Origin of the sequence: Corynebacterium appendicis CIP 107643, from assembly GCF_030408415.1 — a bacterium.
Classification (GTDB): Bacteria; Actinomycetota; Actinomycetes; order Mycobacteriales; family Mycobacteriaceae; genus Corynebacterium; species Corynebacterium appendicis.
Genome location: NZ_CP046976.1, coordinates 1,920,596 through 1,938,422, shown reverse-complemented (window position 1 = coordinate 1,938,422; position 17,827 = coordinate 1,920,596). Strand labels below are relative to the sequence as shown.

Sequence of the window (17,827 nt, the reverse complement as noted above, 5' to 3'; positions counted from 1 at the left end):
AAGTGGCAGCGACCATCGGGGTGATCACATTCCCCGGCACGCTTGACGACGTTGATGCGTTGCGCGCTGTCCGCCTCGCCGGGGCGGAGCCGAAATCGCTCTGGCACGCCGACGAGGATGTGACCGGCGTTGACGCCGTCATTGTCCCGGGCGGCTTCTCCTACGGCGACTACTTGCGCTCCGGCGCGATCGCGGCGATGGCGCCGATGATGAAGGCTGTCGTCGAGGCCGCGGGCAAAGGCATGCCGGTTTTGGGCATCTGCAACGGCTTCCAGATCCTGACGGAGGCGGGCCTGCTGCCGGGCGCGCTGACCCGCAACAAGGGCCTGCACTTCCACTGCACCGACACCCACCTCGAAGTTGCCAACGCCGGGACGGCGTGGACCAGCGAATTCGAGGCGGGCCAGAAGATCCTCATCCCGGCGAAGCACGGTGAGGGGCGGTTCCAGGCGGAGCAGGCGACCGTCGACAAGCTTGAAGCGGAAGGCCGCGTGGTGTTCCGCTACACCGACAACTTCAACGGCTCCATGAACGGCATTGCTGGCGTGGCCAGTGAGAATCGCCGTGTCGTGGGGCTCATGCCGCACCCGGAGCACGCTATCGACCTGCTCACCGGGCCGTCCACCGATGGTTTGGGGCTGATCCAGTCCGCCATCGCCGAAATCTCGAAGATCGGAGCGTGATTCGTGTGAGTGAACAGCAGAAGAACCCGCTCGTGCACAACGACACTGTCGAGGCCGCGAAGGCGACGCCGGAGCGGGAGCAGCCGTACGCCGCGCTCGGCCTGAAGGACGACGAGTACGGGCGCATCCGCGAGATCCTCGGCCGCCGTCCCACGGACGCGGAGCTGACGGTCTACTCGGTGATGTGGTCCGAGCACTGCTCGTACAAGTCCTCCAAGGTCCACCTGCGCTACTTCGGCGAGACCATGACCGAGGAGATGTCGTCGAAGATTCTCGCCGGCATCGGCGAGAACGCCGGCGTGGTGGATATCGGAGGCGGCGACGCGGTGACCTTCCGCGTCGAATCCCACAACCACCCCTCCTACGTGGAGCCGTACCAGGGTGCGGCGACGGGTGTCGGCGGCATTGTCCGCGACATCATGGCCATGGGTGCGCGCCCGATCGCCGTCATGGACCAGCTGCGCTTCGGCCCGGCGGACGCGGACGACACGAAGCGCGTCCTGCCCGGCGTCGTTTCCGGTATCGGCGGCTACGGCAACTCGCTGGGCCTGCCGAATATTGGCGGCGAGACCTCCTTCGACGCCACTTACGCCGGTAACCCGCTGGTCAACGCGCTGTGTGTAGGCACACTGAAGGTCGAGGACCTGAAACTCGCATTCGCCTCCGGCACGGGCAACAAGGTCATGCTCTTCGGTTCCCGCACGGGCCTCGACGGCATCGGCGGCGTGTCTGTCCTGGCCTCCGAGACTTTCGAGGAGGGGGCGGAGCGCAAGCTGCCGGCCGTCCAGGTCGGCGACCCGTTCGCGGAAAAGGTTCTCATCGAGTGCTGCCTGGAGCTCTACGGCGCCGACGTCGTCGTCGGCATCCAGGACCTCGGCGGAGCGGGCCTGGCCTGCGCGACCTCCGAGCTCGCGGCGTCCGGCGACGGCGGCATGCGCGTCAACCTCGACGCCGTCCCGCTGCGCGCGGAGAACATGTCCGCCGCAGAAATCCTCGCCTCCGAGTCCCAGGAGCGCATGTGCGCTGTCGTGGCGCCGGAGAACGTGGAGAAATTCAAGGAAATCTGCGCGAAGTGGGACGTCAACTGCGCGGAGATCGGCGAGGTCACCGACGAGAACGACCGCTTGGTCATCGAGCACAACGGCGAGATCGTCCTCGACGCGCCGCCGTCGACGATTGCCGACGAAGCTCCGGTCTACGAGCGCCCGTGGGCGCGCCCGGAGTGGCAGGACGGAGTGCAGGAGCAGGTGGACGTCGATAAGCCCGCGGATGTCGCTGATGCGTGGTTGCAGCTCGTCGCGTCCCCGGCGCTGTGCTCGCGCGACTGGATCACAGAGCAGTACGACCGCTACGTGCGCGGAAACACCGTCCAGGCGCGCCACGCGGACTCTGGTGTTCTGCGCATCGACGAAGAGACCGGCCGCGGGGTCGCAGTCTCCGCCGACGCATCCGGCCGCTACGCCTACCTGGACCCGAATATGGGCGCACGCCTCGCTCTCGCCGAGGCGTACCGCAATGTCGCGGTGACCGGCGCCCGCCCTGTCGCGGTGACCAACTGCCTGAACTTCGGCTCCCCGGAGAACCCCGACGTGATGTGGCAGTTCCGCGAAGCCGTTCACGGCCTGGCTGACGGTGCGAAAGAACTGGGGATTCCGGTCTCCGGCGGTAACGTGTCGTTTTACAACCAGACGGGTGAGACCCCGATCCTGCCGACCCCTGTGGTCGGCGTGCTCGGCGTCATCGACGATGTCGCGCACTCCGTGAGCCACCGCGCGGTCAACAACGAGGACCCCGATGTCCTCGTCCTCCTCGGCCAGACCCGCGACGAATTCGGTGGCTCTGTGTGGCAGGACATTTCCGGTGCGGGCCTTGCAGGCCTTCCGCCGCAGGTGGACCTGGCTGACGAGGCGACGCTGGCGGATTACTTCTGCGGCGCGGCCTCGGCTGATGGTGCGGATGCTGCGGCAGGAGCCGGCACCGGCGCTTCCGCCGGCCTGACCGCTACGCACGATCTGTCTGAGGGTGGCCTCGGCCAAGCCGTGTTCGAGATGCTCAAGGACACCGAGAAGGGTGCCGAGCTCGACCTGTCCGCCGTCCACGACGACGCGTTCACCGCGCTGTTCTCCGAGTCCGCTTCCCGCGTGCTCGTCGCCTGCAGCCCGGACCGTGTCGACCGTGTCGTCGCCGACGCCGTCGAGCTGGGCATCCCGGCCGCCGTCATCGGCTCGACGAATATGAGCGGCGAGATCACCTTCGCCGACGGCACCCCGGGCGCCGGCCAGTCCGTCGGTATGGAGGCACTGCGCACTGCGTGGGCGGGCACTCTGCCGGGGCTGTTCGCGCACGCCGATGCCCCGAACGCGGCGGTGTAAGTGGTAGGCGGCAAGACTAAAGGCGCGGGGAATGATCCCCGCGCCTTTGTGCTTGTCTTGTTGTGCGCTTGGCCCGCGGCCCCGATCCGGCGGGCCCACTAGATGCGTTTGAAATTGCTTTGTAAAACCCCTGGTGGCGTGTGACGCAAGAGGTTCTTGGGATCCGGATTTCCTACGGATCTAGTGAGGCCTTCTGATCGCTCGCGTGCCCGTGGGGCCTTCTGATCGCTCGCGTGCCGGCTTGCGGCTTGAACTCGTGAGCGCACGCTGAGCGCGGCTAGTCGGTCCGTTGCGTCGACGGGTTCGGGCTGACCAGCGGCATCGGGCGGTACTTCTCGCGCATTTTCTTGAGTACCTCGGCGTGGTCCCACAGGGCCTTGTCGCCCTCGGTCTCGGGGACGAACTTGCGGGCCATCAGCGGGTCGCCGTCGAGGTCGGTGGCCACGTAGGTGAAGCTGGCGTGGATGGCGGTTTTCAGGTTCTCGCGGCCGCCCTTCGGATCGCCGGAGCGTACATGGGTATCCACGCTCATGGAGCGCTCGCCAGTGCGGGTCAGGCGCGCGTCGACCTCGATCAAGTCGCCGATGGAAATCGGGCGGTAGAAGCGGATGCCGCCGGCGTACACGGCGACCGTCTGCTCGCCGGACCACTCCATGGTGCAGGAGGTGCCGGCGGAGTCGATCCACTCCATCGCGGTGCCGCCGTGGACCTTGCCGCCCCAGTTGATGTCGGTCGGCTTCGCCATGAAGCGGTGGATGACGCGAGGAGCATTCGACTCGCCCTCGTAGCTCTGCTGCGCCATCTGCTCTTCGATGTCCTTGCGCAGCTCCACGCGGGACTTCGCGGCCTGCTCGACGCGCTTTTCTTCCTCGGTCTGCGGAACGTAAGTGGGCACTTGCATGCCTTTGCCGGTCTCCGGGTCCTTGGCCACGAAGATGACCAGGCAGTCGCAGGCGCGGGTGAACACGCCCTCGCGCGGGTCGGCGGAGAGGACCTCGTTGACGATGTGCATCGAGCTTCGGCCCGTCATGGCGATGCGGGAGCGCACCTCCACGATGTGGCCGGACGGGATCGGCCGGGTGAAGTGGATGTGCCCGACGTAGGCGGTGACGCAGTAGGTCGAGGACCACTGCACGGCGCAGGCATATGCGGCTTTGTCGATCCACTCCAGCACGCGGCCGCCGGAAACACCGCGCGCACCCGCGTGAATGATGTCGGTGGGGGCCGCCATGAAGCGGAGGGTCATGGATGAGGGCTTAGTTGCAGTTTCCGCTGTCTCGGTCATTTCTGTGAGTTTAATACGTAGACTGCGTTCATGGCTCCTAAGAATGACCCCCAGGCCACCCGCGCCGCGATCGAGGCGGTCAGAGGGTGGATTGAGGACCCGGATGGTGCGCCTGTTCCGGCCCGCGGCCTGATAGCAGACGCTTGTCGACGCTCAGTGCGCGCCCTCGCCGCCGAGCTTCCCGGCCACACGGTGGAGCTGCGGGTGCCCCCATTCGTGGCTGTCCAGTGTGTTGATGGGCCGCGCCACACCCGTGGCACCCCGCCGAATGTGGTGGAGATGGCCCCCGAAGTGTGGCTGCAGTTGGCCACCGGGAAGTTGGACTACGCGGCGGCGGTGGCCGATGGGCGGGTCGAAGCATCGGGCTCGCGCGCAGGGGAGGTCGCCGCCGGGTTGCCGGTGATTGCCCTCTAGGTGGCTGCATCCACTAGGGTTGGGCACGTGCAAAGCCTGAATGCTGATGCTGCTGATGTCGTCGACGTCGCCGATGCGTCGGTGACCGCCAATCTCCCCCGGGACATGGATGCCGAGGAGGCTGAGCCGCGCGAGGAGTGCGGCGTTTTCGGCGTATGGGCGCCGGGGGAGGACGTGTCCAAGTTGACGTATTTCGGGCTCTTCGCCTTGCAGCACCGCGGCCAGGAAGGCGCCGGCATCGCGGTGGGCGATGAAGGCCGCATCGTGGTCTTCAAGGACAGCGGCCTGGTCTCCCAGGTCTTCGACGAGGCGATCCTAGACGCGCTGCAAGGCGATGTGGCGATCGGCCACACCCGCTATTCCACCGCCGGGTCCCAGAAGTGGGAGAACGTCCAGCCGATGTTCCGCACGTCGCCGGACGGCACGGATGTCTCCTTGGCCCATAACGGCAACCTGGTCAACTACAGGACGCTGCAGAACGAGGCGATCCGCCGCAAGCTCGTGCCGGCTGAGGGTGTCGAGGGCCAGGGTTCCTCGTCTGACACTGCCGTTGTCTCGGCATTGCTTGCTGACGGCGTCCGCGACGGCCGCACCCTCCTCGACGCCGCCCGCGACCTGCTGCCGACGTTGAAGGGTGCGTTCTGCCTCGTTTTCACCGACGGCAACACCCTGTACGCCGCCCGCGACCCGCACGGTGTGCGCCCACTGTCGCTGGGCCGTCTGGAGCAGGGCTGGGTCGTGGCCAGTGAGACCGCCGCGCTGGACATCACCGGCGCGTCGTTCGTCCGCGATATTGAGCCGGGCGAGCTCGTCGCCATTGATGAATCCGGCATTCACACCGAGCGCTTCGCCGACTCCACACCGAAAACGTGCGTGTTCGAGTACGTCTATATCGCCCGCCCCGATTCCGTGGTGGAAGGGCAGACGGTCAACGCCACCCGCCTGGAGATCGGCCGTCGCCTGTCCCACGTCGCGCCGGTCGACGGCGACATCGTGATGCCGGTGCCCGAATCCGGCACCCCGGCTGCCATCGGGTACGCCGAAGAATCCGGCATCCCGTTCGCGCAGGGCCTGATGAAGAACGCCTATGTGGGGCGCACCTTCATCCAACCGTCGGACACTCTGCGCCAGCTGGGCCTGCGCCTGAAGCTGAACCCGGTCCGCGAAATCATCGAGGGCAAATCGCTCGTCGTTGTCGACGACTCGATCGTGCGCGGCAACACCCAGCGCAAGCTCATCCGCATGCTCCGCGAAGCCGGTGCGGCGGAAGTGCACGTGCGCATCGCGTCGCCGCCGGTAAAGTGGCCGTGCTTCTACGGCATCGACTTCGCCAGCCCGGGCGAGCTCATCGCCAATAACGCGGGCGGCGACGACGAGGCCGTGGCGGAGAATATCTGCCGCGTCATCGGAGCGGATTCGCTCGCGTTCGTGAGCATCGACGACATGGTCGCCTCGACAGGCAAGCCCGCCGCGAGCTTGTGCGCCGCCTGCTTCGACGGCCATTACCCGCTCGGACTGCCCGAGCACAATGCCAACGCCGATGCCGTTCGGCGCATTCAGGAAGGGATGTAGCTTTCATGACCACCCCCGACAACCAGCAGCCGGAGAACCAGCCGGAAAATCCGGACAGCCAGGCCGACACCTCCGTCTCCTACGCCGCCGCCGGTGTGGATATCGAGGCCGGCGACAAGGCCGTCGAGCTCTTCGCCCCGCACGCGAAGCGCGCGACCCGCCCGGAGGTCCGCGGCAGTCTCGGCGGCTTCGCCGGACTGTTCGCGCTGGGCAAGTACAAGGAGCCGCTGCTGGCCGCCGGCTCGGACGGCGTGGGCACCAAGCTCGCAGTCGCCCAGGCGATGGACAAGCACGACACCATCGGCATCGACTTGGTGGCCATGTGCGTCGACGACCTCGTGGTGTGCGGCGCGGAGCCGCTGTTCCTGCAGGATTACATCGCCATCGGCAAGGTCGTGCCGGAGAAGGTCGCGGAGATCGTGGGCGGCATCGCCGAGGGCTGCGTCCAGGCCGGATGCGCGCTGCTGGGCGGCGAGACCGCGGAGCACCCGGGCGTGATGGCCGAGGACGAATACGACGTCTCCGCCACCGCCGTCGGCGTCGTCGAGGCCGACGAGCTGCTCGGCCCGGACCGTGTTCGCGACGGCGACGTCATCATCGGCATGGCCTCGTCCGGCCTGCACTCCAACGGCTACTCCCTGGCCCGCCACGTCCTGCTGGGGAAGGCCGGCCTGCCGCTCGACGGCCACATCGAAGAGCTGGGCCGAACGCTCGGCGAGGAGCTGCTTGAGCCGACCCGCATTTACTCGCTCGACTGCCTGGCGCTCGCGCACGAGTGCGAGGTGCACACGTTCTGCCACGTCACGGGCGGCGGTCTGGTGGGCAATATGGAGCGCGTCATCCCGGATGGCAAGGTCGCGGAAATGCACCGCGCGTCGTGGGAGCCGCCGCAGATCTTCCGCACCATCCGCACCGTGGGCAAGGTTCCGGAGGCGGAGATGGAGAAGACCTTCAACATGGGCGTCGGCATGGTCGCCGTCGTCGCACCGGAGGACCGGGACCGCGCGCTGGCGATGCTCACCGCACGCCACGTGGATTGCTGGGAGCTCGGTGTCGTGCGCAACGCGACGGCGGAGGACGAGGGACGTCGCGCCACGCTCGTCGGCACGCACGTGCACTAGCGTCTCACCTGCGCGGACCATAGTCGGGGAGGTTTCCGCAGGTGACGGAGCTGAGCTACATAATTTGACTCGCACGCTATTATGGCATGCAGGACAAATTTTCAGACGTTTTCAAAAGGGCCGCCGATGAATCGAGCCGCCCTTTAGACACCTCAAGGGGGTCACGCCATGGGTCGCGGACGCGCCAAAGCAAAGCAGACCAAGGTCGCACGCCAGTTGAAGTACAACACGCCCGAGATGGATCTTGATTCGCTCCAGCGGGAGCTCGCGGGCAAGGCCCCTTCGAACAACCAGTGGGATGATGGCGAGGACGACTACGATGTCGACCCGCAGTACGCCGAGTACGCCGACTGGGACGCTGACGAAGACGAGCGCTAATTAGATCCGTGTGAGTCGCCGTTTGTAAAACCCCACGTCGCGTGGTGCGCGTGGGGCGCGACAATGACACGCATCTAGCGGGAGCGCCCGCGTAGCTTATCGACGGCGGCGCGCCCCGCTTTTTCCCCCTCATCCGCCGGCAGGGAATCGATGTCCACGGCAGCTGTGACGGTCATGGTGCCGTTTTCCTCGTCGCCCGCCTCAATGTCCAGGGTGAGCGGGGAAGCAGCGGTGCCCGCAGCGGGAATATTGAGCGCCGAGCGCTTCACCAATGCCAGGGCGATCGGCCCGTAGTCGCAGTCGTGCACGACGGTGCCGAGACGCCCCACGGTGCGCCCGCCCACGGTGACAGGTGAGCCTGCTTCCGGTTCCGCCGGTGCAGAGCCGTCTAGGTGCACCAGCACGAGCAGGCGCGGGGAGCGCCCGAGGTTCTCCACGCGCGCGATGGTCTCTTGCCCGCGGTAGCAGCCCTTATTCAGGTGGACTGCCCCGGCGTGGCCGCCGCGCGCGATGAGCGTGGGGGCCTCGTGCGGGATGGACTTCGCGTCCAGGTCGGCGCGCTGCTCCGGCTCGAGGGCCTTGACACGCTCGGCGGAAAACGCCATCAGGCCGGCTCTTTCGAGGCCGGCGTCGGCGCTGGTGAGAGTGCGGTAGGCGTCGGAAAGTCGCTCGCGCGGCACCGCGATGTCGATGCGGCGCGGACCGGCCCAGTCGACCTCGCGGGAATAGACGGTGCCGAGGGTTTCCGGTACGGCGAATGAGCCGGGAGCGCCGAGCACCGTGATGATGCCCAGGTCCGCCTCCTCGACCGTGACATCCGACCAGAAGATCATTTTGGTCAGGTAGTCCAGCAGCGACTCGCCCAGATACGACGGGGTGTCCAGGTAGAACGCGTCGTCTGCGCGGGTGATGTCGCCGTGGTGGAGGATGCGGCCCTGCATGTCCAGGTCGCAGAAGGCCGCGGAGAAGCCCTCGGCGGCGTCATCGAGCTTTTGCGACAAGAGGTTGTTCAAGAATTCCGCGGCGTCGGGGCCGGCCACACGGATCACCGTGCGGTGGCTGCGGTCCACAGCGACGCCGCCGCGCGAGACGAAACGCTGTTCGCGCAGGGGGTCGCCGTAGTGGGAGGGGACACCTGCGGCGTCGATAAGCGTGCTCGTCGCGTCTGGCAGCTCGGCTGCGCCAGTAAAGCTCAAAAGGGGCGAACGGTAGTTACTCACGCCCACGAGTCTACGCGGGCATAATGGGAACATATGGGCCCGAACAACGCAGTCATTTACCTCGTCGAGCCGTTCGGCGGCTCCATGCGGCGGCAGAATCCTAATTTGCCGCACGTGTACTGGGATGATGCAGCCGTGACGCGTGGCGACGGCTGCTTTGAGACCATCCTCGTCGCCGCCGGCGCCCCCACGAATCTGGATGCTCACCTGGCTCGTTTCACCAATTCCGCGCGCTTGCTCGACCTCCCAGAACCGCCCGCCGAGGCGTGGCGCACAGCGACTGAGCAAGCCGTCGCCGATTTCGTGCGCGAATCCGGCCTGGAGCCGGCCGAGGTCGACGCGAAATGCCAGTGGACGTACACCCGCGGCCGCGAATCCACCGGGGTGCCCAGCGCGTGGGTCACTGTGCGCCCCATCCCGCGCGAGCAGCTGGAGCTGCGCGAGCGCGGCGCGAAAGTGATGACGGCCCCGCGCGGCTACACGCTCGCCGCCACCGAGGAGACCCCGTGGCTCACCGTCGGCGCGAAGACACTCAACTACGCGGCGTCGATGTCGGCGGTGCGCTGGGCGAAAAGCCGCGGCTTCGACGACGTCGTCTACATCGACCCCGCCACCGGGCGCGTCCTCGAGGGGGCGACATCGTCGGTCATCGCTGTCCGCGGCGACAAGGTGCGCACGCCCACGACCGGCGGCGACGTCCTGCCTGGCACGACTCAGGCCGCCGTGTTCGCCCGCGCCGAGAAGGACGGCTGGCGCTGCAAGGAGAAAGACATCGACGTCGACTACCTGCTGAGCTCCGACCAGGTCTGGCTGGTCAGCTCCGTGCGCGGGGGCGTGCGCGTCACCGCCATCGACGGGAAAGAGCTCCCCGCGCCGGGCAAAAAGGACGAAGCGAAGATCCGCAAGCTTATCGACGCCGCCGTTGCCAGCTAACTCCCCTTTTTAGCCCGCGATGCGCTTCAGCTCGGCGGACATGTAGGGGATGAACACGAGCTCGTCGTCGGCGGTGCCGGCGGCCACGCGTTCGTCGACCCACCCCAGGTTGTTGTTCGGCATCAGGCCGTACATGCGCTTGCCCGGGCCGTGGTTGGCCGGGCCCTGCTCCGTCGCGATGGTGGATGCGGAGGTGATCTGCCATGCGCGCTCGTTGACGGGGGAGCCGTAGAGAATCTCCACCAGGCCGCGCGAGTTGGTCAGCGTCACCTCGATCTCGTCGGTGAGCGAAATGCGCCAGAAACCGGTCTCGCGCTGGTCGGCGTCGGTCGGTTCGCCGTTTGAGTCGATGCGCCAGATGCGGGAATCGAAACGCAGGTAATTCTCGCCGTCGTGGGAGATGACCAGCTGCTGACCGAAGGCGTAATCCTTCGGCTCCTCGTCCGGCGACGCCGGCAGTTCCACCGCCTGGCCTTCGCCCTGCCACACGCCCACCAGCGGCAGCAGGCCGAGCAGGCCGTCGTGCAGGTTCGGGCCTTCGCGCAGGTTCGCGGTGTCGTCCGGCAGCGGAATCTCGTCCAAGCCCAGACCCGGGATATTGCGGTGCGCGGTGCCCCTCGACTGTTCCGCGGCGAGGTTGACGGCATCGTTGCCGTTCAGCTTCGTATTCGGGGAAGTGTTGTCAGTGTTGTCGGCGTTCTCGGCGTTAGCGGATTCGTTCCGGGTGTTCTCGTTATCGCTCATGCCTCTAAAGAGTAGTCACCCATTGGCGGGAGCAGCGATGGGGGAGAGCAGCTCGTCGGTCACTTCAACCTCGTGCTGCTGCGCGGAGAAGCGGATAGAGCCGCCTGCCACTTCCACGAGGTCGGCCTGAGCGCCGATGGGCATGTCGCGGGTGTCTAACTCGAGGGTGTAGGTGTCGGTGACGGCGGGGACGAGGTCAGCCGGGACGTCGATAAGCTGTGCCGGCTCCATGCGGAACGTCGTGCCGTCGAGCCGCAGGGTGACCACCGCCGATGTCTTCTCGTCCGTGCCCGGGACCGTGCCGGTGAGCTGGGCCTCGCTCGCGGTGCCGCCGGCCGGCGAAATATCGTACGGATTCGCGATATCCAGGTCCGTCATGCCGAGCAGTTGGCCGAACGCCACACCGTCGAGCGACAACGTGTGCTCCACGCGTTTGGCTTGCGTGCCCGCGAAATCCGCCTTTGCCGCCCTGCCCGCGTCGACGACGATGTCGTAGATATCGGTGCGCGAATTCGCGATCCCCACCCCGTCAACGCGCACATCGAGCGCCTGAAAACTCACGCGCGGCACTTTCCCGGTCAGCGCGACCTGCGCGAACGGGAAACCGCCGACGTATGTCTCCGGCTCCGACGGAAGACCGTCCGCCTCCCGCGCGTGCGTGGCCAGCGTGCGCTCCACATGCGCCGCCACCGCCGCATCCGCGCCGAATGCGAGAGCCACAACACACGCGAGAACCGCGAGCACCTTCACCTTCATGCCTTTACCGTAGCCTGGGGGTATGACACAGGGTTCTTCCGGAGTGCAACGCGTCGACCTCGGCGCCGAATCCGAGCTGGTCGACGCCGCCCGCGCGTTGCTCGACCGCGCGCAGGACACCGACGGCGTTGAAGCCTTTTCCGAAGGGTTCGAAAAGGAGCTCGGCCGCGCCTCAGACCACGTCTACTGGGCATCGCTTATCGAGGGCACCCTCACCTCCCTCGCCGCCTGTGCCCCCGATGGTTCAGCCGAACTGGTCGTGGATCCTGACCACCGCCGCAACGGTCACGGCACCGCACTGGCTGAAGCTGTGCTCGAGGCCCGCCCCAACGCCGGCCTGTGGGCCCACGGCAACCTGCCTGCCGCCCAGGGGCTCGCCGCACGCCTGGCGCTGCACCCCACCCGCGAGCTGCTCGTCATGGCCGTCGACGGTGCCGCCCTGCAGCGGATCGGTGGATTCGGCGCCACCGGCGATACCATGCCCGCAGGCTTCGAGGACCTGAGTTACTCCGAGTCCGCTTCGCGCTGGGGGCGCGAGGCCGTTGAACAGGCCTGGCTGGATGTCAATAACGACGCGTTCTCCTGGCACCCCGAGCAGGGCGGCTGGTGCCTCGATTCGCTTCACGACGGCATGGACGCCCCCTGGTTCGACCCCGACGGCGTGCGCTTGCTGTGGGATGCTGACGGTGCTGGGGCTGATTCGCCGCCTCCTCTGGCCGGATTCCACTGGACCAAGCGGCACTCGGAGGAAGTGGGGGAGGTCTACGTCGTGGGGCTGTCCTCCGATTACCGCGGCCGCGGGCTCGGCGACCCACTCATGCGCGCCGGACTCGAGCACCTCGTCGCAGGTGGATCGTGCCGGGTCATCTTGTACGTCGAAGCCGATAACGTGCCGGCCGTGCGCAGGTACGAAGCCATGGGCTTCGAGGTTGCCGAGCGGCACGTGGTCTACTCCGCAGGTCCCGCCGATCGGGCGAATGCGGTGCAGGTGGCGTGATCCGTTCGCGGTGCGAAAGCCCTGAAAACGGGTGGCGCGCCACCTTTTAGCACCCGAAGTGTGACACAGAACGCACCACTAATTCACAGGAGTTCCCAAAGTTAACTCATTGTTCACCGTTTAGGGGTCGCATGGTTAACGAGAAACCCGTAGCTTTCCCAGATGTGAGCACTCAGGCACGGACACCAGTGCGCCCAGAGGCGCCAAGGGTCGCCTGAGGCCGATGCTCAGAAGCAATCTGATTCCGCACCGGAAAGGTATCCCCGTGATCCGTAACATCAAGCGCACTGCAGCAGTCGCAGGTCTCGCTGCACTGACCTCCGTCACCCTCGTTGCTTGTGGTGACTCCAACGACAACGGCACCGACAACGCTAACGGCGGCGGCGACTCCGCTACCGAGGGCCAGGACGCCGGCGCCATCGAGGGCCTGTCCGGCCAGACCGGCCAGCTCGTCGCCGAGGGTGCTACCTCCCAGAAGAACGCTATGGAATACTTCGGCGCCCGCTACGCGGAGGAGGTCTCCGGTGCGAACCTCGCGTACAACGCGACCGGTTCCGGCTCCGGTATCAAGAACTTCATCGCTAACCAGGCCACCTTCGCTGGCTCCGACTCCCCGCTGAAGGAAGACAAGGGCGAGGTCGAGGACGCTAAGAACCGTTGCGGCGGCAACGACGCATGGCACCTGCCGATGGTCATCGGCCCGGTCGCTATCGCCTACAACCTCGAGGGCGTTGACGAGCTGAACCTCACCGTCGACAACATCGTCGAGATCTTCGACGGCACCATCACCAAGTGGAACGACGAGAAGATCGCCGCGAACAACGAGGGCGCTGAGCTGCCGGACCAGAACATTTCCGTGGTCTACCGCTCCGACGAGTCCGGCACCTCCGACAACTTCCAGAAGTTCCTGGCTGCCTCTTCCGACGGCAAGTGGACCGGCGAGGGCAAGGCATTCCCGAAGGAGGTCGGCATTGGTAAGGAGGGCTCCACCTCCGTCGCCGAGGAAGTCAACGCCACCCCGGGTGCCATCACCTACGTCGAGTCCGGCTACGCACGCGACCTCGACCTGGGTGTCGCTAACGTCGACTTTGGCGGCGGCGCTGTCGAACTGTCCGACGAGACCGTCAACAAGGCGCTGGACAACGTCCAGTTCAAGTCCGAGGGCAACGACATGGTCGTCGACTCCGAGGCCCTGTTCGCTTCCAAGGGCGAGGGCGCTTACCCGCTGGTCCTGACCACCTACGAGATCGTCTGCTCCAAGGGCTACGACGAGGAGACCAAGAACATGGTCAAGGACTTCCTCACCGTCGTCCTCGAGTCCCAGGACGAGGAGCTCGCTGACGCTGGCTTCATCCCGGTCAAGGGCGAGTTCGCCGAGAAGCTGAAGGCTTCCGTCGACGCCATCTCCTAAGACCTAAGCGTCACACGTACCCAGCCTCACAGTCTGGGTCGACAACATGCCCCCTGCTGCCTCTGTGAGCCGGGGGCATGTTCACGTGGTGGGCGCGGTCCGGGAACCTCCAACGGTGTCGGCCGTATGCCCCGACAAAAGGCGGGGGAGCGTCCACGCTTTTCCGCGCACTGACTTTCACTCTTCAAAGGAATCGTCACTATGGCTGACAACGAACTGCCGGATAATGGTCGCGACGACCGTCGTGCCGGCTCCGTGACCAGCGCCGACCCCATCGGTGGCTCGTCGCAGGCGACGCCTGTAGAAACGGATCGGGATGACTCTTCTGCTGTTGGCACCGGCAACGCTCGTGCTGGCGTGAAGCGCCCGGGCGACCGTATCTTCGAGGCCCTGTCCACCATCTCTGCTGCCCTGATCACCGTGATCATCATCGCGGTGGGCCTGTTCCTCATGATTCAGGCCTTCAACCCGCTGCGCCTGAACCAGGAGAACTTCTTCACTTACCGCGGCGGCTGGCAGACCGCGAACCTGGAGGAGATGAAGTTCGGTATTCCGAACCTCTTCTTCACCACGATTACCGTCTCGATCATCGCTTTGATCCTCGCCATGCCGATCGCTCTCGGCATCGCGATCTTCCTGTCCAACTACGCGCCGAAGCAGCTGGTGCGCCCGCTGGCGACACTCGTCGACATGCTCGCTGCTGTCCCGTCGATCGTCTACGGTCTGTGGGGCGCGCAAGTGCTCGGTCCGAAGCTGTCCGGCTTCTACGAGTGGCTGCACTCCTGGGCAGGCGATTTCGTGCTGTTCAAGCAGTACATCAACTCCCCGTCTTTCGCGACGGGCGGCAATATGCTCACCGGTGGCATTGTCCTGGCGATCATGATTCTGCCGATCATCGCGGCGACTGCCCGCGAGATCTTCGTGCAGACGCCTCCGGGCCAGATCGAGTCCGCGCTGGCTCTCGGCGCGACCCGCTGGGAAGTCATCCGCATGACGGTTCTGCCGTTCGGCCTTTCCGGCTACATTGCCGGCTCCATGCTGGGCCTCGGCCGCGCACTGGGCGAGACCATGGCGCTCTACATGGTCATCCCGACCGGCCCGGAATTCCGCGGTTCGCTTTTCGACGGCGGCTCGACCTTCGCAACCGCCATCGCGAGTGCCTCGGCGGAGTTCAACAACCCGACCTCCGCCGGTGCGTACATCTCCGCGGGTCTGGTCCTGTTCCTGCTGACCTTCATCGTCAACTCGATCGCCCGTGCGATCGTCAACAAGAAGTAGGTGTATGACATGAGCACTGCATACCCCGGTAAGAATTCTGGCGAGTCCAAGAAGGTCACCAAGGTGACGGAGACTGCCCCGGCTGACACCGCGGCTGGCACCACCGCAGCTACCGCGACCGCTGCCCGCGACAAGGCGACCCCGACGGAGGGTAGCCCGTTCACCCACATCTCGTCTTCCCGCAAGACCATGAACTCCTTCATGGGCGGCCTGATGTGGTTCGCGATGATCCTCGCCCTCATCCCGCTGCTCTGGCTGCTGTTCACCTTGGTGTCCCGCGGGTACGAGGCCATCCTCAACCCGGACTGGTGGACCCAGGACATGGTCGGCGTCCGCGCCCGCCGCGAGGGCGGCGGCGCGCTGCACGCCATCGCGGGTACCCTCATGCAGACGCTGGTCGCCTCGCTGTTCTCCATCCCGATCGGCATCTTCACTGCGATCTACCTGGTGGAGTACTCCAACGGCAGCAAGCTGGGCAAGTTGACCACCTTCATGGTGGACATCCTGTCCGGTGTCCCGTCGATCGTTTCCGCTCTGTTCATCTACGCCCTGTGGATCACCATCCTGGGCCAGCAGCGCTCAGGCTTCGCCGTGTCGCTCTCGCTGATCCTGCTGATGGTCCCTGTGGTGGTGCGCAACACTGAGGAGATGCTCCGCGTCGTCCCGATGGATCTACGCGAGGCGTCCTACGCGCTCGGCGTCCCGAAGTGGAAGACCATCGCGCGCATCGTGCTGCCGACGGCTCTGTCAGGCATCGTCACCGGCATCATGCTGGCCATTGCCCGCGTCATGGGTGAGTCCGCTCCGGTGCTGATCCTTGTCGGCTCCACACCGCAGCTGAACTGGACCCACCTGTTCGGCCAGCCGCAGTCGTCGCTGCCGCTGTTCATGCTCGACATGTGGAAGTCCGGTTCCGCGGAGCCGGTCATGGACCGTCTGTGGGGCGCCGCCCTCACGCTGGTCATCCTCGTCGTTGTCCTGAACCTCCTGGCACGTCTCATCGCCGCGAAGTTCTCGGTCAAGAAATAAGTCGCCCCGCCCTTCATTCCCATCTAGGAGAAACCAATGTCTATCAAGCTCCAGCTGAACGACCTCGACATTTACTACGGCGACTTCCATGCCGTGCAGAGCGTCAACATGGATATTCCCGCTCAGGCTGTGACCGCGTTCATCGGCCCGTCCGGCTGCGGTAAGTCCACCGTGCTGCGCACCCTGAACCGCATGCACGAGGTCATCCCGAACGCGACCGTCGACGGCGAAGTGCTGCTCGACGGCCACGACATCTACGCCAAGAACGTCGACCCGGTGGCTGTCCGCAACACCGTCGGCATGGTGTTCCAGAAGGCGAACCCGTTCCCGACCATGTCCATCGAGGACAATGTCGTCGCCGGCCTGAAGCTGTCCGGCGAGAAGAATAAGAAGAAGCTCAAGGAGGTCGCTGAGCGCTCCCTGCGCGGCGCGAACCTCTGGGACGAGGTCAAGGACCGCCTGGACAAGCCGGGCGGCGGCCTTTCCGGTGGTCAGCAGCAGCGTCTCTGCATCGCCCGCGCGATCGCTGTCCAGCCGGAAGTCCTGCTCATGGATGAGCCGTGTTCCGCACTGGACCCGATCTCCACCCTCGCCGTGGAGGACCTGATCCACGAGCTGAAGAACGAGTACACCATCGTCATCGTGACGCACAACATGCAGCAGGCAGCGCGTGTGTCCGACAAGACCGCGTTCTTCTCCCTCGAGGCGACCGGCAAGCCGGGCCACCTCGTCGAGTTCAACGACACCAACACCATCTTCGAGAATCCTGAGCGCAAGGAGACCGAGGACTACATCGCTGGCCGCTTCGGCTAAACCAGCGTCACGCGAGCGCCCCCGCTAGGACACATTCCTAGTCGGGGGCGCTGTGCTTTCGCTTATCGACGACGGGCGTGGAACCCCTAGTTCCCCTGCCCGAAGTAGCGCTCCAGTTCCCGGAAGCGCTCGTCCATTTCAAGATCGTGGCCGTCTTTGTCCTTCTTGCGCTCGTAACGCTCGGGTGTGAGCCCGGTGACGAGGTAGACGATGCGGGCGGCTACGTTTACGCAGTGGTCGGCGTAACGCTCGAAATAGCGCCCGACCAGTGCGAGGTCGACGGCGGTGCGGCTGGTTCCGGGCCAGTCATTGGCGGTGACGCTGTTGAGCAGATGCTGGTTGAGGGAGTCGAGTTCGTCGTCGAATTCGCTCATCGCCAACGCGCCCTCCACATCGGGGGCGATGAGCTGGTCGTGGATGAGTTCGCCCATGGTGTCCACGAGACGCGCCAGCTCGACGACGGTGGGTTTCATCGTCTCGTCCCAGACGTAGCCCGGGTGCCTCAGCCGGGCGGTGCTGGCGATATGCCGACTCAGGGCACCCATTCGGTCGAGGTCCTCCACGATGTAGATGGAGGTGAACACTTGCCGCAGATCGGAGGCCACGGGGCTTTCCAGAGCCAGCAAAGCCATGCTGCGCTCCTGGCATCGGACACGGATTTCCTGCAGCGTGTCGGCCTCGGTGAGGGCCGCTTCTGCGTCTTCGAGGGAGCCGTCGATAAGCGCCTTGGACGCGTACCGCATGACGGTGCGCACCGTGTCGCTCATGGTTTGGAGATCCTCGGAGAATGCGTTGAGGTGCTCGCGGTATTCGGTGCGCAT

At 65.8% G+C, this 17,827-nt stretch carries 17 protein-coding genes; 12 read left to right on the top strand and 5 right to left on the bottom strand.

All coding sequences use genetic code 11. From position 1 onward, the window contains the following. Positions 1–2: 2 nt before the first annotated feature. Both purQ and purL read left to right on the top strand, forming a co-directional pair. Positions 3–683: a phosphoribosylformylglycinamidine synthase subunit PurQ gene (gene purQ, locus CAPP_RS09545; protein WP_076598950.1), complete on the top strand. Its 681-nt coding sequence runs from the start codon at positions 3–5 to the stop codon at positions 681–683. Continuing rightward, entirely contained in the window at positions 680–3,055 is a 2,376-nt protein-coding gene (gene purL, locus CAPP_RS09540) for a phosphoribosylformylglycinamidine synthase subunit PurL (RefSeq protein WP_412459492.1), read from the top strand. The genes purQ and purL overlap by 4 nt, the downstream gene beginning before the upstream one ends. Positions 3,056–3,332: 277 nt before the next feature. Here purL and CAPP_RS09535 read toward each other — a convergent pair whose 3' ends face one another. Continuing rightward, on the bottom strand, positions 3,333–4,340 hold the full coding sequence (locus CAPP_RS09535) for an acyl-CoA thioesterase (protein WP_076598949.1): 1,008 nt from the start codon (positions 4,338–4,340) through the stop codon (positions 3,333–3,335). Between the two features lie 30 nt (positions 4,341–4,370). On the opposite strand from CAPP_RS09535, the gene CAPP_RS09530 reads away from it, so the two are divergent. From CAPP_RS09530 to CAPP_RS09515, 4 genes are all read left to right on the top strand, one after another. Further along, the gene (locus CAPP_RS09530) at positions 4,371–4,754 is read left to right on the top strand and encodes a sterol carrier family protein (RefSeq protein ID WP_076598948.1); all 384 of its coding nucleotides are present in this window, start codon (positions 4,371–4,373) and stop codon (positions 4,752–4,754) included. A 105-nt stretch (positions 4,755–4,859) separates the two neighbouring features. Continuing rightward, entirely contained in the window at positions 4,860–6,326 is a 1,467-nt protein-coding gene (gene purF / locus CAPP_RS09525) for an amidophosphoribosyltransferase (RefSeq protein ID WP_076599080.1), read from the top strand. A gap of 5 nt (positions 6,327–6,331) precedes the next feature. Further along, on the top strand, positions 6,332–7,447 hold the full coding sequence (purM, locus tag CAPP_RS09520) for a phosphoribosylformylglycinamidine cyclo-ligase (protein WP_076598947.1): 1,116 nt from the start codon (positions 6,332–6,334) through the stop codon (positions 7,445–7,447). 168 nt (positions 7,448–7,615) lie between these two features. After that, on the top strand, positions 7,616–7,825 hold the full coding sequence (locus CAPP_RS09515; protein WP_076598946.1) for a DUF3073 domain-containing protein: 210 nt from the start codon (positions 7,616–7,618) through the stop codon (positions 7,823–7,825). 74 nt (positions 7,826–7,899) lie between these two features. Here the strand turns inward: CAPP_RS09515 and ygfZ are convergent, their stop codons facing one another. Continuing rightward, positions 7,900–9,078, bottom strand: a complete 1,179-nt coding sequence (gene ygfZ, locus CAPP_RS09510; RefSeq protein WP_076598945.1) for a CAF17-like 4Fe-4S cluster assembly/insertion protein YgfZ — start codon at positions 9,076–9,078, stop codon at positions 7,900–7,902. On the opposite strand from ygfZ, the gene CAPP_RS09505 reads away from it, so the two are divergent. Then, the gene (locus tag CAPP_RS09505) at positions 9,079–9,978 is read left to right on the top strand and encodes an aminodeoxychorismate lyase (RefSeq protein ID WP_076598944.1); all 900 of its coding nucleotides are present in this window, start codon (positions 9,079–9,081) and stop codon (positions 9,976–9,978) included. A gap of 9 nt (positions 9,979–9,987) precedes the next feature. On the opposite strand, the gene CAPP_RS09500 is transcribed toward CAPP_RS09505, so the two are convergent. Together CAPP_RS09500 and CAPP_RS09495 are read right to left on the bottom strand one after the other, a co-directional pair. Then, positions 9,988–10,722, bottom strand: coding sequence for a heme-binding beta-barrel domain-containing protein (locus tag CAPP_RS09500; protein ID WP_076598943.1), 735 nt, complete (start codon positions 10,720–10,722; stop codon positions 9,988–9,990). A 15-nt stretch (positions 10,723–10,737) separates the two neighbouring features. Further along, positions 10,738–11,478 carry an LmeA family phospholipid-binding protein gene (locus CAPP_RS09495; protein ID WP_076598942.1) on the bottom strand — a complete coding sequence of 247 codons (741 nt, stop codon included), beginning with the start codon at positions 11,476–11,478 and terminating at the stop codon, positions 10,738–10,740. A 22-nt stretch (positions 11,479–11,500) separates the two neighbouring features. Here CAPP_RS09495 and mshD point away from each other — a divergent pair, with 22 nt between their 5' ends. From mshD to pstB, 5 genes are all read left to right on the top strand, one after another. After that, on the top strand, positions 11,501–12,475 hold the full coding sequence (gene mshD, locus CAPP_RS09490) for a mycothiol synthase (protein ID WP_076598941.1): 975 nt from the start codon (positions 11,501–11,503) through the stop codon (positions 12,473–12,475). 265 nt (positions 12,476–12,740) lie between these two features. Then, positions 12,741–13,886 carry a phosphate ABC transporter substrate-binding protein PstS gene (gene pstS / locus CAPP_RS09485; protein WP_234958798.1) on the top strand — a complete coding sequence of 382 codons (1,146 nt, stop codon included), beginning with the start codon at positions 12,741–12,743 and terminating at the stop codon, positions 13,884–13,886. A gap of 201 nt (positions 13,887–14,087) precedes the next feature. Continuing rightward, positions 14,088–15,164 (top strand): phosphate ABC transporter permease subunit PstC, encoded by a 1,077-nt coding sequence (gene pstC / locus CAPP_RS09480; protein ID WP_084560539.1) that lies wholly within the window; start codon positions 14,088–14,090, stop codon positions 15,162–15,164. Between the two features lie 189 nt (positions 15,165–15,353). Further along, the gene (gene pstA, locus CAPP_RS09475; RefSeq protein ID WP_234958813.1) at positions 15,354–16,193 is read left to right on the top strand and encodes a phosphate ABC transporter permease PstA; all 840 of its coding nucleotides are present in this window, start codon (positions 15,354–15,356) and stop codon (positions 16,191–16,193) included. 36 nt (positions 16,194–16,229) lie between these two features. Beyond that, complete coding sequence (gene pstB, locus CAPP_RS09470) at positions 16,230–17,006, top strand: phosphate ABC transporter ATP-binding protein PstB (protein WP_076598939.1); 777 nt, start codon at positions 16,230–16,232, stop codon at positions 17,004–17,006. An 86-nt stretch (positions 17,007–17,092) separates the two neighbouring features. On the opposite strand, the gene CAPP_RS09465 is transcribed toward pstB, so the two are convergent. Further along, positions 17,093–17,827, bottom strand: a complete 735-nt coding sequence (locus CAPP_RS09465) for a phosphate signaling complex PhoU family protein (RefSeq protein ID WP_076598938.1) — start codon at positions 17,825–17,827, stop codon at positions 17,093–17,095.

Coding starts and splice junctions, on each gene's coding strand:
- CAPP_RS09535 (WP_076598949.1), bottom strand. CDS start 4,340: ATGACCGAGACAGCGGAAACTGCAACTAAGCCCTCATCCATGACCCTC.
- CAPP_RS09530 (WP_076598948.1), top strand. CDS start 4,371: ATGGCTCCTAAGAATGACCCCCAGGCCACCCGCGCCGCGATCGAGGCG.
- purF (WP_076599080.1), top strand. CDS start 4,860: ATGGATGCCGAGGAGGCTGAGCCGCGCGAGGAGTGCGGCGTTTTCGGC.
- purM (WP_076598947.1), top strand. CDS start 6,332: ATGACCACCCCCGACAACCAGCAGCCGGAGAACCAGCCGGAAAATCCG.
- CAPP_RS09515 (WP_076598946.1), top strand. CDS start 7,616: ATGGGTCGCGGACGCGCCAAAGCAAAGCAGACCAAGGTCGCACGCCAG.
- ygfZ (WP_076598945.1), bottom strand. CDS start 9,078: ATGTTCCCATTATGCCCGCGTAGACTCGTGGGCGTGAGTAACTACCGT.
- CAPP_RS09505 (WP_076598944.1), top strand. CDS start 9,079: ATGGGCCCGAACAACGCAGTCATTTACCTCGTCGAGCCGTTCGGCGGC.
- CAPP_RS09500 (WP_076598943.1), bottom strand. CDS start 10,722: ATGAGCGATAACGAGAACACCCGGAACGAATCCGCTAACGCCGAGAAC.
- CAPP_RS09495 (WP_076598942.1), bottom strand. CDS start 11,478: ATGAAGGTGAAGGTGCTCGCGGTTCTCGCGTGTGTTGTGGCTCTCGCA.
- mshD (WP_076598941.1), top strand. CDS start 11,501: ATGACACAGGGTTCTTCCGGAGTGCAACGCGTCGACCTCGGCGCCGAA.
- pstC (WP_084560539.1), top strand. CDS start 14,088: ATGGCTGACAACGAACTGCCGGATAATGGTCGCGACGACCGTCGTGCC.
- pstA (WP_234958813.1), top strand. CDS start 15,354: ATGAACTCCTTCATGGGCGGCCTGATGTGGTTCGCGATGATCCTCGCC.
- pstB (WP_076598939.1), top strand. CDS start 16,230: ATGTCTATCAAGCTCCAGCTGAACGACCTCGACATTTACTACGGCGAC.
- CAPP_RS09465 (WP_076598938.1), bottom strand. CDS start 17,827: ATGCGCACCGAATACCGCGAGCACCTCAACGCATTCTCCGAGGATCTC.